A 14,476-nucleotide genomic window follows, 5' to 3' on the forward strand; every position below is an offset into this window, starting at 1 on the left:
CGGCGGATCCGCACCGGCAGCGGGCAGGTGCGGATCCGCCGTCGTTCTCCGCCCTCCGACACTCTTGCTATGCCCTCCGAGTCTCCTCTGAAAACCGAAGTTACCGACCAGTAACTTGGGTCTTTGGGGTAGTTTGTGAAACAGAGATGCAGCCGGAGCGCCGAGCCGAGGAAGTGACGATGACGACGCTGAGCCCGCAGGATGAGAAAGTAGTTCCGTCGGGACGGATCGAACGGATCGCGTCCGACTATGTGCTGGCTTTTGACCGCCAGCTCGACTACCCGCACAGCTACCTCTGGAGCCTGCTGGCGGAGCCCGAACACGTGGCCAAGTGGCTGGGGAACCTGCTCACCGGCTGGGAATTGGGGCAGCCTTACGAACTGGAGGTCGGCGGCACCGTCACCGGTACCGTGCTGCAGCTGAATGCACCGCTGAGCCTGCAGATCACCTGGGAGGACGAGCTGGACAATGAATCCGTGCTCGAGTGGCGAATGCTCAACAGCAACGGCGGCACCCTGGTGCAGCTGCGGGCGCGGTCCGAGAGCCGGGCGTTCCTGACCGAAGGCGCCGCGGGCTGGGAAACCATCCTGGACGCGTTCGAGGATGTGGCGGCCGGACGTACGCCGCAGTCACAGCCGGACCGCTGGGCAAAGCTGCGCGAAGCGTACTCCCGCGAGTACTCCCTTTCCCACACGATGGGCACCCTCGGCAAGGACTCCGGCCACGACTGCGTCCACTTTGACCGGTTGCTGGGCGCGGACAGGTCTACCATCTGGCAGGCCCTGACACAGCCGGACATGTTCGGGAAATGGCTCGCACCCGGGACGCTGCAGCTGCAGGTCGGCGGGAACGTCCGGTTAGACTTCGAGAAATTCACCATGCGCGGCGACGTGACCTACTTGGTGAATGAGCAGGGACTGGAGTACAGCTGGTGCAGCCCGGAAGTGGAGCAAAGTTCGGTGCACTGGCTGCTGGAGAACTCCGACGGCAAGACACTCCTGAAACTCCACCACGGGCTGCGCTCGAAGGCCCGCGTCGCCGAACTCATGGCACTGTGGCACGAGCGGCTCGACGCGCTGGATCTGTACCTCTCCGGAGCCGAAGTCCACCCTTCCGCGCACCACCGGGAAGCCTTGACACATTTTTACCGCCGGATGGCCGGCAGCACCGGATCGTAGTGGAGACCCTCCCCGCCATCCCGGGAGCACTGCTTAAATGGCTCGCACGTCCCGCCGATGAGGTGGCCCCGGGACTGCTCGGTGCGCACCTGCTGCGGACGACGGCGGAGGGCGCCGTGGGCGTGCGGATCACCGAGGTGGAGGCCTACCTTGGCGAAAGCGACCCGGGATCGCATGCCTTCCGCGGCCAGACCAACCGCAATAGGGCCATGTTCGGACCGGCAGGCCACATTTACGTCTACTTCACCTACGGAATGCACCACTGCGTCAACATCGTCTGCGGCCATGCCGGAATAGCCACCGGTGTCCTGATCCGCGCCGGTGAGGTGACCCACGGACGCGAACTCGCGTACCGCCGTCGTACGTCGGCAAAAAACGATACCGAGCTGGCCCGCGGTCCCGGCCGCCTTGCGCAGGCCTTGGGACTGACGCTGGCCGATAACGGCCGGGCGTTCATCCCCGGCGAACTCGAGCTCCGGCTGCCGGCCACGTCCGCTCCGGCAGCCCATGTGCGCAGTGGGCCCCGGGTGGGCGTCAGCGGTGAGGGCGGGACCGACAGCTACCCCTGGCGGTTCTGGCTGGAGGGGGAGAGAACGGTCTCGCCCTACCGCGCGGCCAAACCCCGCCGCCGCTCGGCCGGCTAATCGACACGCGGGCAAGTCCTGAGCCACGGAGCCGGAAGATGTCCGCGCAAGCAGGTCTTCCCGTCATGCCGTCATTCCTGCAGGCTCGTGGCCGGTAGGGTAGTGGGGTGAGTGAACGAGCTTCTGAGTCCGCTGAATCAGTGATCAGCCGGCTTTCGGCAACCGTCTCCGACTACCCGAAACCAGGCATTGTTTTTCGGGACCTGACGCCCGTTTTCGCGGACGGTCCTGCACTGCGCACCATTGTGCACGCCCTCATCGATCCCTTCGAAGGGCAGTTCGACGCGGTGGCCGGCATCGAAGCGCGCGGCTTCCTGCTGGCGGCCGCCGGAGCGTACGCGTCGGGCAAAGGCGTGGTGACGGTCCGGAAGAAGGGCAAACTGCCGCGCAAGGTTTACTCGGAGGACTACACCCTCGAATACGGCTCGGCGACGCTGGAACTGCATGCCGACGACCTCAAGCCCGGCATGCGCGTGCTCATTCTGGACGATGTGCTGGCCACCGGCGGCACCCTCGGCGCGGCCTGCCGGCTATTCGAACGTGCCGGAGTGCAGGTGTCCGGTTTCGGAGTCGTGCTTGAACTGACCGGCCTGCGCGGACGCGCGGCGCTGGCAGGCCACCGGATCCGCTCGCTGGTCCGCGAATAATTACATCCGGTTTTTTCCGGATCGGCTCCGATGCTGTCGCCGCGCTGCGGCCCTGACGTGGGCGTTCAGGTAATTTCATGCCGGGCACTGTAAGATTGACGCTCTGCCTTTGCGGGAGGAACACATAATGCAGGAAGCGGTTTCGGCACACGCGGAACTTGAACACGAGCGGGACTATGTCGCGGGTTTGTACCAGCGTCTGGATGAGTTGCGCGCCGAAAAACAGCAGCAGCTGGACCGGGTCCGCAGCGGTGGTGCCGTGGGCACGATGCAGAATATTTCTGAACGTGACGCCTTCGCCACCATGTACGAGGACCGGCTCGCCCAGCTCAACGCCGTCGACGACCGCCTTGTCTTCGGCCGCCTGGATCTGGACAGCGGGGAATCCCGTTACATCGGCCGCATCGGACTGAGCACCGCTGATCTGCAGCGGCTCATGGTGGACTGGCGGGCTCCGGAGGCCGGAGTCTTCTACCAGGCCACGGCCTTCGAGCGCCAAGGCGTACGACGGCGGCGCCACTTGATCCTGAAGGGCCGCGATGTCAAAGCCGTTGAGGACGACGTGCTGGACGCGTCGATGCTCGATTCGGGCAACCTGCAGGGAGAAGGCGCCCTGCTGGCAGCGCTGAACTCGAAACGCACCGGCCAGATGTCGGACATCGTCGGCACCATCCAGGCCGAGCAGGACCGGATCATCCGCAGCCCCATGCCGGGCGTGCTGGTGGTCCAGGGCGGGCCGGGCACGGGCAAGACCGCCGTTGCCCTGCACCGCGCGGCGTACCTGCTGTACATGCACCGGGAGCGGTTGAAGTCCGCCGGCGTCCTGCTGGTCGGGCCGTCGAACTCCTTCATGAAGTACATCGAACGCGTCCTGCCGTCACTTGGCGAGACCGGTGTGGTGATGTCCACTCTGGGCAAGCTGATGCCGGGGATCAGCGCCGTGCCGGAGACCAACCAGGCCGTCGCCGAGCTCAAGGGCCGCGCGTCCATGGCCAAGGTGGTGGCGCGCGCGGTGGCTAACCGGCAGCGCATCCCGGCGGGACCGCGCAAGCTCAATGTCGAGGGCACTATCCTTACGCTGACTCCGAAGCAGGTGATCCGCGCCCGGGACAGGGCTCGGTCCACCGGCAAGCCGCACAACGAGGCGCGCACGACGTTCGTGAAGATCCTGCTGCGCGAACTGACCGAGCAGCTGACCCAGGCCTTGGAAGAGTCCTCCGGGCCGGGCAACAATGCGGACCGCAGTTACCTGACGGAAGACGTGCGTACTTCCCGCGACGTGCGGGTGGCGCTGAACTTGTGCTGGATGCCGCTGACGCCGGAGCAACTGATCGGCGAACTGCTAAGCAAGCCCGCGCATCTCGAAGGTGCTACGCCCCAGCTGAGCGACGCGGAACGGGCACTGCTCTTGCGTGATCCGTCGGCGCGGTGGACCGAGGCCGACGTGCCGCTCCTCGATGAGGCTGCCGAACTCCTCGGCCCGATGGATGTTTCCAGCGCCCGCGACAAGTCCCAGCGGGAGCATCAGCGTGCCCGCGACGTCGCTAATGCCGAGCAGTCCCTCGTGAACCTGGACGAGGCGTTGAAGGCCAGCGGGATCGACGGTCTCGTGAGCGCCGAGGACCTGGCGGCCCACAACCAGATCCAGGAGACGCGCTTTACCGCGGCGGAACGGGCGGCATCGGACCGGACCTGGGCCTTCGGCCACATCGTGGTCGATGAAGCGCAGGAACTTTCGGCCATGCAGTGGCGGCTGTTGATGCGCCGCTGCCCGCTGAAGTCCTTCACGGTGGTGGGCGACATCGCCCAGACCAGCTCCGCTGCCGGGGCGCACTCGTGGCAGCAGGTCCTTGAGCCCTTTGCCCAGGACCGCTGGCGGCTGGAAGAGTTGACAGTGAACTACCGCACCCCGTCGCAAATCGCGGAAGCCGCGGTGCGCATGGCTAACGCGGCCGGACTCGTAGTCTCTGCGCCCAAGGCAGTCCGGGACGGTAACTGGGAACCGATTATTGACAAGGTGGACGACGGCGGACTTCTCGGCAGGCTGCTCGAGGCCATGCCGGAGGAGCTCGACGCCCTCGACGGCGGCCTGTTGGCAGTCATCGCCGCGGACCATCGCGTGGAAGCAGCACGGAAGGCGTTGGCGGCTGTCTACGGAAGCCGCGTGGGCGCGGGAGCCGGCGGGTTGGACCAGGACATCACGGTCATCGGACCGAAGGAAGCCAAGGGACTGGAATTCGACGGCGTTGTCCTGCTGGAACCGGCGGAACTGCTCGACGGTGTCAGCGGCAAGGTTGGCGATCTGTACGTCGCGATGACGCGTCCCACCCAGCGTCTTCGTCTTCTGGCCGAGGGCGATGTCCCACCGGGCATCGAAGGCTGATATTTTAGAGTCCGTGTCAACTAATACGTTTCTGAGTTCCCAAAGCAATGACCCCAGTTTCGCCAATGTATGGCAGGAACTGAAGTGGCGCGGACTGGTCCATGTCTCCACCGATGAGGCGGAGCTGGAAAAGCTGCTGGCCGGTGAACCGATCACGTATTACTGCGGCTTCGACCCGACGGCGCCGAGTCTGCATCTGGGCAACCTTGTCCAGCTGTTGACCATGCGCCGGCTGCAGCTGGCGGGCCACAAGCCCCTCGGACTGGTCGGCGGTTCCACCGGTCTGGTCGGGGATCCGCGCCCCACCGCGGAGCGGACGATGAACACCAAGGAAACCGTCGCCGAATGGGTCGGTTACCTACAGAGCCAGGTACAGCGGTTCCTCAGCTTCGAGGGCGAGAATCCTGCCCGGATGGTGAACAACCTGGACTGGACTGCGCCGATGAGTGTGCTGGACTTCCTGCGGGACGTCGGCAAGCACTTCCGTGTGGGCACCATGATCAAAAAAGACATCGTCGCCTCCCGGCTAAACTCCGACGAGGGCATCAGCTACGCGGAGTTCAGCTACCAGATCCTCCAGGGCATGGACTACCTGGAACTGTTCCGCCACTACGGCTGCGTGCTGCAGACCGGCGGGTCGGACCAGTGGGGCAACCTGACCAGCGGTACCGAGTTGATCCGCAAGGTCGAGGGCAAGTCCGTCCATGCCATCGGCACTCCGCTGATCACCAACTCGGATGGAACGAAGTTCGGCAAGAGCGAAGGCAACGCCATCTGGCTCGACGCCGCGATGTGCAGCCCGTACGCGATGTACCAGTTTTGGCTGAATACGGCCGACGCCGACGTTGTCGAGCGGCTGAAGGTCTTCACCTTCCGGAGCAGAACGGAAATCGAAGAGCTTGAGAAGGCAGTAGCTGAACGTGCCCACACCCGCGAGGCCCAGCGCGTGCTCGCCTACGATGTGACCTCGCTGGTGCATGGTGAGGAAGCGACCGACAAGGTGATCGCTGCTTCGGCGGCGTTGTTCGGACAGGGAGAATTGGAAGCGCTGGACGAAGCCACGTTGGTTTCCGCCACGTCGCAGCTGCCCAGCGCCACTGTGGAGCGCGGTTCCTTGAACATCATCGGGTTGCTGGTTGCGTCCGGTCTCGTGCCGAGCAATTCCGGCGCGCGTCGCACCGTAGCCGAAGGCGGTGCGTACGTGAACAACGAAAAAATCACGGATCCGGATGCAGTCATAGACGCTACAAAGCTGCTGCACGGCAAGTACCTGCTGATGCGAAGGGGCAAGCGCACCCTGGCGATGGTCGAAGTACCTGCATAGCCAAAGGCTGCACGTCGGGAAATCCCGGCAAGCCAACCAGGCGGGCCCGGTCCCTGCCAGCTGCCGGCACGGCGGCGGGCACGGGGACGGGTCCGCCTGGTTTTGTGCGGTAGTTCAGACGGATTTGCAGGAGCCCGCAACCTTGTGTATTGTTTTCTGAGTCGCCGCCGCTGAGTCGAAATAGACAAAGCGAGCAGGAGGACAAAATCCCAAGATAAATCGGAAGCAATTCCGGCGTGCACTTGATGCAAAAGCCGGAGACGCTGAAAATCGTTGCGGGTGCATTCTTTATTGAATGGAAAATCGCGGAAAACGCCGATTTGACAAGAGATATCGAATGAAATAAATTTATGAACATCGCAACGAAGAAATGCGAAACAAATTGAATTCAAGTAATTCGAGTTTCAAAAAGTATTCGTTTGCTCCTGTTGTTTGAGAACTCAATAGTGTGCCAAGTTTGTTGATACCAATTTTTTATTGGTTGAATTATTGTCGTGGGGCACCGCCTCCGTGGTGTTTCCGCGATGTTTTTTAGCCTGGTTTGAATTTAGTGCAGTGCTGGTTCCCGTTTTCCCGGGGGCCGGTGTTGTGTCTGTTAGTAAACATTAACGGAGAGTTTGATCCTGGCTCAGGACGAACGCTGGCGGCGTGCTTAACACATGCAAGTCGAACGATGATCCGGTGCTTGCACCGGGGATTAGTGGCGAACGGGTGAGTAACACGTGAGTAACCTGCCCTTGACTCTGGGATAAGCCTGGGAAACCGGGTCTAATACCGGATACGACCTTTCACCGCATGGTGGTTGGTGGAAAGATTTTTTGGTTTTGGATGGACTCGCGGCCTATCAGCTTGTTGGTGAGGTAATGGCTCACCAAGGCGACGACGGGTAGCCGGCCTGAGAGGGTGACCGGCCACACTGGGACTGAGACACGGCCCAGACTCCTACGGGAGGCAGCAGTGGGGAATATTGCACAATGGGCGAAAGCCTGATGCAGCGACGCCGCGTGAGGGATGACGGCCTTCGGGTTGTAAACCTCTTTCAGCAGGGAAGAAGCGAAAGTGACGGTACCTGCAGAAGAAGCGCCGGCTAACTACGTGCCAGCAGCCGCGGTAATACGTAGGGCGCAAGCGTTGTCCGGAATTATTGGGCGTAAAGAGCTCGTAGGCGGTTTGTCGCGTCTGCTGTGAAAGCCCGGGGCTCAACCCCGGGTCTGCAGTGGGTACGGGCAGACTAGAGTGCAGTAGGGGAGACTGGAATTCCTGGTGTAGCGGTGAAATGCGCAGATATCAGGAGGAACACCGATGGCGAAGGCAGGTCTCTGGGCTGTAACTGACGCTGAGGAGCGAAAGCATGGGGAGCGAACAGGATTAGATACCCTGGTAGTCCATGCCGTAAACGTTGGGCACTAGGTGTGGGGGACATTCCACGTTTTCCGCGCCGTAGCTAACGCATTAAGTGCCCCGCCTGGGGAGTACGGCCGCAAGGCTAAAACTCAAAGGAATTGACGGGGGCCCGCACAAGCGGCGGAGCATGCGGATTAATTCGATGCAACGCGAAGAACCTTACCAAGGCTTGACATGGACCGGACCGCCGCAGAAATGCGGTTTCCCTTCGGGGCTGGTTTACAGGTGGTGCATGGTTGTCGTCAGCTCGTGTCGTGAGATGTTGGGTTAAGTCCCGCAACGAGCGCAACCCTCGTTCTATGTTGCCAGCGCGTTATGGCGGGGACTCATAGGAGACTGCCGGGGTCAACTCGGAGGAAGGTGGGGACGACGTCAAATCATCATGCCCCTTATGTCTTGGGCTTCACGCATGCTACAATGGCCGGTACAAAGGGTTGCGATACTGTGAGGTGGAGCTAATCCCAAAAAGCCGGTCTCAGTTCGGATTGAGGTCTGCAACTCGACCTCATGAAGTCGGAGTCGCTAGTAATCGCAGATCAGCAACGCTGCGGTGAATACGTTCCCGGGCCTTGTACACACCGCCCGTCAAGTCACGAAAGTTGGTAACACCCGAAGCCGGTGGCCTAACCCCTTGTGGGAGGGAGCCGTCGAAGGTGGGACCGGCGATTGGGACTAAGTCGTAACAAGGTAGCCGTACCGGAAGGTGCGGCTGGATCACCTCCTTTCTAAGGAGCGCCTCAAATTTAGCGGAACCTTCCCGAGTGTTGGTTGTGCGGTTTGCAGGAGAGCCCATTGCGCAGGCGTTTGTTCTGCGGTGGGTGCTCGAGGGTGGAATATCAACGGATAGATGGTCTTTTGGCGGTTTCCATGCCAGTACGGTGTCCTTTCGGGGGTGCCTGGAACGTGTGGGGGTTGTCCGGGGGGTTGTTGTTTGGCACACTGTTGGGTCCTGAGGCAACAGGGACCGGCCGTTCATGGGCCGGTGTTTGTTTGTTTCTGGTTTCCTGCGCAGTCCGGGTCCGGGCCACGGTGAATACGTGGTGCGGGGATGGGTGCGACGGGGTTGTTGTTTGAGAACTACATAGTGGACGCGAGCATCTTATAAAGAAGCAATTTTGATGAACCTGGATCTGTTTTGGATCTGTGGTTCTCTCGATATTAAATGCTGATTTTGATCTTTTGTGGTCAAGTTTTTAAGAGCACACGGTGGATGCCTTGGCATCAGGAGCCGAAGAAGGACGTGGGAATCTGCGAAAAGCCTGGGGGAGTTGATAACCGAACTTTGATCCCAGGATGTCCGAATGGGGAAACCCCGCCAGGGGCACTTGTGTTACCTGGTGACCCGTATCTGAACACATAGGGTACGTGGAGGGAACGCGGGGAAGTGAAACATCTCAGTACCCGCAGGAAGAGAAAACAACAGTGATTCCGTTAGTAGTGGCGAGCGAACGCGGATGAGGCTAAACCGAGTCATGTGTGATAGCCGGCGGGCGTTGCATGGCCGGGGTTGCGGGACTTTCCGTTGCTGTTCTGCCGGACAGCTGAAGTGAGTGCAGATGCATAGGTGAACGGTCTTGAAAGGCCGGCCGGAGAAGGTGTTAGCCCTGTAACCGTAATGTGTGCTGCCGCTTGGAGAGTATCCCAAGTAGCACGGGGCCCGAGAAATCCCGTGCGAATCTGCCAGGACCACCTGGTAAGCCTAAATACTACCTGATGACCGATAGCGGACAAGTACCGTGAGGGAAAGGTGAAAAGTACCCCGGGAGGGGAGTGAAACAGTACCTGAAACCGTGTGCTTACAATCCGTCGGAGCAGCCCTAGCAGCTGTGACGGCGTGCCTTTTGAAGAATGAGCCTGCGAGTTAGTGTTACGTCGCGAGGTTAACCCGTGTGGGGAAGCCGTAGCGAAAGCGAGTCTGAACAGGGCGTTGCAGTGGCGTGATCTAGACCCGAAGCGGAGTGATCTACCCATGGCCAGGTTGAAGCGCGTGTAAGAGCGCGTGGAGGACCGAACCCACTTCAGTTGAAAATGGAGGGGATGAGCTGTGGGTAGGGGTGAAAGGCCAATCAAACTCCGTGATAGCTGGTTCTCCCCGAAATGCATTTAGGTGCAGCGTTGCGTGTTTCTTGCCGGAGGTAGAGCTACTGGATGGCCGATGGGCCCTACAAGGTTACTGACGTCAGCCAAACTCCGAATGCCGGCAAGTGAGAGCGCAGCAGTGAGACTGTGGGGGATAAGCTTCATAGTCGAGAGGGAAACAGCCCAGACCACCAACTAAGGCCCCTAAGCGTGTGCTAAGTGGGAAAGGATGTGGAGTTGCGAAGACAACCAGGAGGTTGGCTTAGAAGCAGCCATCCTTGAAAGAGTGCGTAATAGCTCACTGGTCAAGTGATTCCGCGCCGACAATGTAGCGGGGCTCAAGTACACCGCCGAAGTTGTGGCATTCATGTATTACCCAAGCCGGGGACTTGTTCCCTTGGTTCAGGGGCGTGGATGGGTAGGGGAGCGTCGTGTGGGCAGTGAAGCCGCGGTGGAAACCAGCGGTGGAGCCTACACGAGTGAGAATGCAGGCATGAGTAGCGAAAGACGGGTGGGAAACCCGTCCGCCGAATGATCAAGGGTTCCAGGGTCAAGCTAATCTGCCCTGGGTAAGTCGGGACCTAAGGCGAGGCCGACAGGCGTAGTCGATGGACAACGGGTTGATATTCCCGTACCGGCGAAAAACCGCCCATACCGAGCCGGTGATACTAACCGTCCAAACCGTGCATCCGTGCCCTTCGGGGCCAGTGTGTGCGGGGCGCGCGGGACCTGAACCGGGGAGGTAAGCGTATTAACAGGTGTGACGCAGGAAGGTAGCCAGGCCGGGCGATGGTAGTCCCGGTCCAAGGATGTAGGGCGAACGGTAGGCAAATCCGCCGTTCACTAAGCCTGAGACCTGACGGGACCCCCGTATGGGGGGATCTGGTGATCCTATGCTGCCGAGAAAAGCATCGACGCGAGGTTTTAGCCGCCCGTACCCCAAACCGACACAGGTGATCAGGTAGAGAATACCAAGGCGATCGAGAGAATTATGGTTAAGGAACTCGGCAAAATGCCCCCGTAACTTCGGGAGAAGGGGGGCCTGCCCCGTGATACAGACTTGCTCTGTGGAGCGGGTGTGGGCCGCAGAGACCAGGGGGAAGCGACTGTTTACTAAAAACACAGGTCCGTGCGAAGTCGCAAGACGATGTATACGGACTGACTCCTGCCCGGTGCTGGAAGGTTAAGAGGACCGGTTAGCCCCTTCGGGGGCGAAGCTGAGAATTTAAGCCCCAGTAAACGGCGGTGGTAACTATAACCATCCTAAGGTAGCGAAATTCCTTGTCGGGTAAGTTCCGACCTGCACGAATGGAGTAACGACTTCCCCGCTGTCTCAACCATAAACTCGGCGAAATTGCACTACGAGTAAAGATGCTCGTTACGCGCAGCAGGACGGAAAGACCCCGAGACCTTTACTATAGTTTGGTATTGGTGTTCGGTGTGGCTTGTGTAGGATAGGTGGGAGACTGTGAAGCCCGGACGCCAGTTCGGGTGGAGTCATCGTTGAAATACCACTCTGGTCACTCTGGACATCTAACTTCGGCCCGTAATCCGGGTCAGGGACAGTGCCTGATGGGTAGTTTAACTGGGGCGGTTGCCTCCTAAAGAGTAACGGAGGCGCCCAAAGGTTCCCTCAGCCTGGTTGGCAATCAGGTGGCGAGTGTAAGTGCACAAGGGAGCTTGACTGTGAGAGAGACATCTCAAGCAGGGACGAAAGTCGGGACTAGTGATCCGGCGGCACATTGTGGAATGGCCGTCGCTCAACGGATAAAAGGTACCTCGGGGATAACAGGCTGATCTTGCCCAAGAGTCCATATCGACGGCATGGTTTGGCACCTCGATGTCGGCTCGTCGCATCCTGGGGCTGGAGTAGGTCCCAAGGGTTGGGCTGTTCGCCCATTAAAGCGGTACGCGAGCTGGGTTTAGAACGTCGTGAGACAGTTCGGTCCCTATCCGCTGCGCGCGCAGGAAATTTGAGAAGGTCTGTCCTTAGTACGAGAGGACCGGGACGGACGAACCTCTGGTGTGTCAGTTGTACTGCCAAGTGCATCGCTGATTAGCTACGTTCGGATTGGATAACCGCTGAAAGCATCTAAGCGGGAAGCCGGCTTCAAGATGAGATTTCCATACACCCTCGAGGTGTGGGAGGCCCCCAGCCAGACCACTGGGTTGATAGGCCGGATGTGGAAGCAGGGACTAAAGACCTGTGAAGCTGACCGGTACTAATAGGCCGATAACTTACACCACACACTTCCCTGGCCGCCGAACCGACTTCAAACGGTTCCCGGCAACATACAGGGGAAGGAAAAGATACGTGCATCGCGTCCACTATGTGGTTCCCGGACAACAACCGTCCGCAGGAACACACAATTGCATACAGTCCAACCATGAACTGATGTAACCACAGGTTTCACCCCCAGCCCGCGGAACCGGGCCCGGAGGGTGGCAAGGGTTACGGCGGTCATAGCGTGGGGGAAACGCCCGGTCCCATTCCGAACCCGGAAGCTAAGACCCACAGCGCCGATGGTACTGCACCCGGGAGGGTGTGGGAGAGTAGGTCACCGCCGGACATCTTTTGAGCGTGAAGGGCTCCACCATGACGGTGGAGCCCTTCACCCATTTAAGGCCATCTTCATGGCGGGAATCGCCGTCGGCCCGTCCGAGCGCTGAAGCCAGGGCCCGCCGTCGTAAGTGGTATCACAGCCCAGTCAGCCGGCCGTGTTGATGGTCTGCACTAGACTGGTCTGGTGGCACATCTTGTGCCGCGTTCTGATCAATAGATCAACACAAATCACCAGATAAATAGAGATGGCGGCTGAAGGCTCCTTTGAGGGGTGCCAGGCCCGCACTGAGAGGAGCTCCGGCATGGCTGATTTCCGTGGTCGTGGGGAACGAGACGACAAGGGCGGTGCCGGACGGGGCAACTTCGGCGTCCGCTCAGGATCTGACAAACCTGCTGGACGTGGCGAGGGGCCACGTCGGGACAGTGAAGCACGACGGCAAGGCGGTGCCTATCGCGGCACAAGCAATTCGGGCGGTGACCCGCGCGGTTTCCGCGCACGCGACGATCGCCGTGGCGGCAGCGGTGAAGGTGCAGCTGGCCGGGATAGATCCGGTCCCCGCCGTGAATATGGCGACCGTCCCCGTCAGGACCGCACCGATGGTCCTCGTCGTGAGTACACCGATCGTCCGCGCCAGGACCGTGGTGCCCCTCGCGGCTCCGGCCAGGGAGGCGAGGGCTATAAGCCTCGCCGTGAGTACGGTGACCGTCCGCGTCAGGATCGCGGTGATGGTCCTCGTCGTGAGTACACCGATCGTCCGCGTGAAGACCGTGGCGGTTCCCGTGGGGCTGAAGGTTACAAACCTCGCCGCGAGTACGGTGACCGCCCTCGCCAGGATCGCACCGATGGTCCTCGTCGTGAGTACACCGATCGTCCCCGTCAAGACCGTGGTGCCGAGGGCTATAAGCCTCGCCGTGAGTACGGTGACCGTCCGCGTCAGGATCGCGGTGATGGTCCTCGTCGTGAGTACACCGATCGTCCGCGTGAAGACCGTGGCGGTTCCCGTGGGGCTGAAGGTTACAAGCCTCGCCGTGAGTACGGTGACCGTCCCCGTCAGGATCGCGGTGATGGTCCTCGTCGTGAATACACCGATCGTCCGCGTGAAGACCGTGGCGGTTCCCGTGGGGCTGAGGGTTTCAAGCCCCGGCGCGAATTCGGTGACCGCCCGCGCCAGGACCGTGGCGGCCCCCGTGGCTCCGATCGGGGCGGGGAGGGATTCAAGCCGCGCCGCGACGGGGAAGATCGCTTCGGCGAACGGAAGTATGGGGCGGACCGAGGCGCTGGTCAGCCTCCGCTGAAGAATGCACAGGATCTGCGCAGCTCCAACAGGGCCGATCGTCCCCGCTCTCCCCAGATCGACGATGACGTTACCGGGCAGGAACTGGACCGGGTTATCCGTGCACAGCTGCGAACGCTGGAATCAAAGAGCGCAGAGTGGGTTGCCAAGCACCTGGTGATGGCGGCGCGTCTCATGGACGACGATCCCGAGCTCGCGTTCCAGCATGCCTTAGCTGCCAGCCGCCGTGGGGGCCGGATGGCTCCGGTCCGCGAGGCTGTCGGACTGACTGCCTACGCCGCCGGCCACTACGGAGAGGCCCTGCGGGAATTCCGTACCTACCGTCGGATCAGCGGCTCCAACGCACACCTGCCCGTGATGGCCGACTGTGAGCGCGGACTTGGCCGACCTGACCGTGCCCTCGAGATGATCCGTTCCGAGGAAGCTACGGACCTGGACGCTGCCGGCAAGGTGGAACTGGCGATTGTGGCGTCGGGCGCGCGGATGGATCTGGAGCAGTATGACGCTGCCGTGGCTGCGCTTGAGATTCCGCAGCTCGACAAGAACCGGGCATTCTCATACAGCCCCAGGCTGTTCCGGGCCTACGCCGACGCCCTTGAGTCCGTGAAGCGCGCTGAAGAAGCCGAGCAGTGGCGCCGCCAAGCGCGACTGGCAGAGAGCGCGTTAGGCGTAGGAGAGTTTGCCGAGCCGGAAATCTTCGACCTCGGTGATGAAGATGAGGAGCCGGAAACCAGGCGTCCACGCGAGGTGTCCACTGGATACGAGGCAGTTCCGGGCGAGGCAGCAGGCAGCGCCGAACCAGATGAAGAAGTATCAGGAGGTGCGGAAGCCGATACCGAGGGCAAGGACGTTGAACCGCGTCTTTCCGAGGCAGCGCTCGAGGACGAAGACCTCCATGAAATCCAGGACCCGGCTGCCGGGGAACACGACGTCAAGCACCCCGGAGACGAAGACTGAAC

At 61.0% G+C, this 14,476-nt stretch carries 7 protein-coding genes and 3 rRNA genes; all 10 read left to right on the plus strand.

Annotated elements, in window-relative coordinates:
- Positions 1-179 precede the first annotated feature (179 nt).
- The 10 genes from J5251_RS13210 (at position 180) to J5251_RS13255 (ending at position 14,474) form a co-directional block, all read left to right on the plus strand.
- On the plus strand, positions 180-1,178 hold the full coding sequence (locus tag J5251_RS13210) for an SRPBCC domain-containing protein (RefSeq protein WP_171059412.1): 999 nt from the start codon (positions 180-182) through the stop codon (positions 1,176-1,178).
- Positions 1,178-1,822 (plus strand): DNA-3-methyladenine glycosylase, encoded by a 645-nt coding sequence (locus J5251_RS13215; protein ID WP_139006038.1) that lies wholly within the window; start codon positions 1,178-1,180, stop codon positions 1,820-1,822. Before J5251_RS13210 ends, J5251_RS13215 begins: the two co-directional genes overlap by 1 nt.
- Before the next feature lie 107 nt (positions 1,823-1,929).
- A complete protein-coding gene (locus tag J5251_RS13220) occupies positions 1,930-2,469 on the plus strand; it encodes an adenine phosphoribosyltransferase (RefSeq protein ID WP_139006039.1) in 540 nt (179 codons plus the stop codon).
- Positions 2,470-2,596: 127 nt separating this feature from the next.
- Positions 2,597-4,852 (plus strand): HelD family protein, encoded by a 2,256-nt coding sequence (locus J5251_RS13225; RefSeq protein WP_139006040.1) that lies wholly within the window; start codon positions 2,597-2,599, stop codon positions 4,850-4,852.
- A 13-nt stretch (positions 4,853-4,865) separates the two neighbouring features.
- On the plus strand, positions 4,866-6,176 hold the full coding sequence (gene tyrS, locus J5251_RS13230; RefSeq protein WP_139006041.1) for a tyrosine--tRNA ligase: 1,311 nt from the start codon (positions 4,866-4,868) through the stop codon (positions 6,174-6,176).
- A gap of 605 nt (positions 6,177-6,781) precedes the next feature.
- A 16S ribosomal RNA gene (locus J5251_RS13235) occupies positions 6,782-8,305 on the plus strand.
- A 458-nt stretch (positions 8,306-8,763) separates the two neighbouring features.
- Positions 8,764-11,906 (plus strand): 23S ribosomal RNA (locus J5251_RS13240).
- A gap of 206 nt (positions 11,907-12,112) precedes the next feature.
- Positions 12,113-12,229: ribosomal RNA gene (gene rrf, locus J5251_RS13245) — 5S ribosomal RNA — on the plus strand.
- Together the 16S, 23S and 5S rRNA genes form the textbook arrangement of a ribosomal RNA operon.
- Before the next feature lie 437 nt (positions 12,230-12,666).
- The gene (locus J5251_RS13250; RefSeq protein ID WP_208576238.1) at positions 12,667-13,518 is read left to right on the plus strand and encodes a hypothetical protein; all 852 of its coding nucleotides are present in this window, start codon (positions 12,667-12,669) and stop codon (positions 13,516-13,518) included.
- Between the two features lie 173 nt (positions 13,519-13,691).
- Positions 13,692-14,474, plus strand: coding sequence for a hypothetical protein (locus J5251_RS13255; protein ID WP_244250667.1), 783 nt, complete (start codon positions 13,692-13,694; stop codon positions 14,472-14,474).
- Positions 14,475-14,476 lie beyond the last annotated feature (2 nt).

The organism is Arthrobacter crystallopoietes, from assembly GCF_017603825.1.
GTDB lineage: Bacteria > Actinomycetota > Actinomycetes > Actinomycetales > Micrococcaceae > Crystallibacter > Crystallibacter crystallopoietes_B.

Bases quoted from the DNA above. Each gene is read 5' to 3' on its own strand.
- J5251_RS13210 (WP_171059412.1), top strand. From the start codon at position 180: ATGACGACGCTGAGCCCGCAGGATGAGAAAGTAGTTCCGTCGGGACGG.
- J5251_RS13225 (WP_139006040.1), top strand. From the start codon at position 2,597: ATGCAGGAAGCGGTTTCGGCACACGCGGAACTTGAACACGAGCGGGAC.
- J5251_RS13255 (WP_244250667.1), top strand. From the start codon at position 13,692: ATGGACGACGATCCCGAGCTCGCGTTCCAGCATGCCTTAGCTGCCAGC.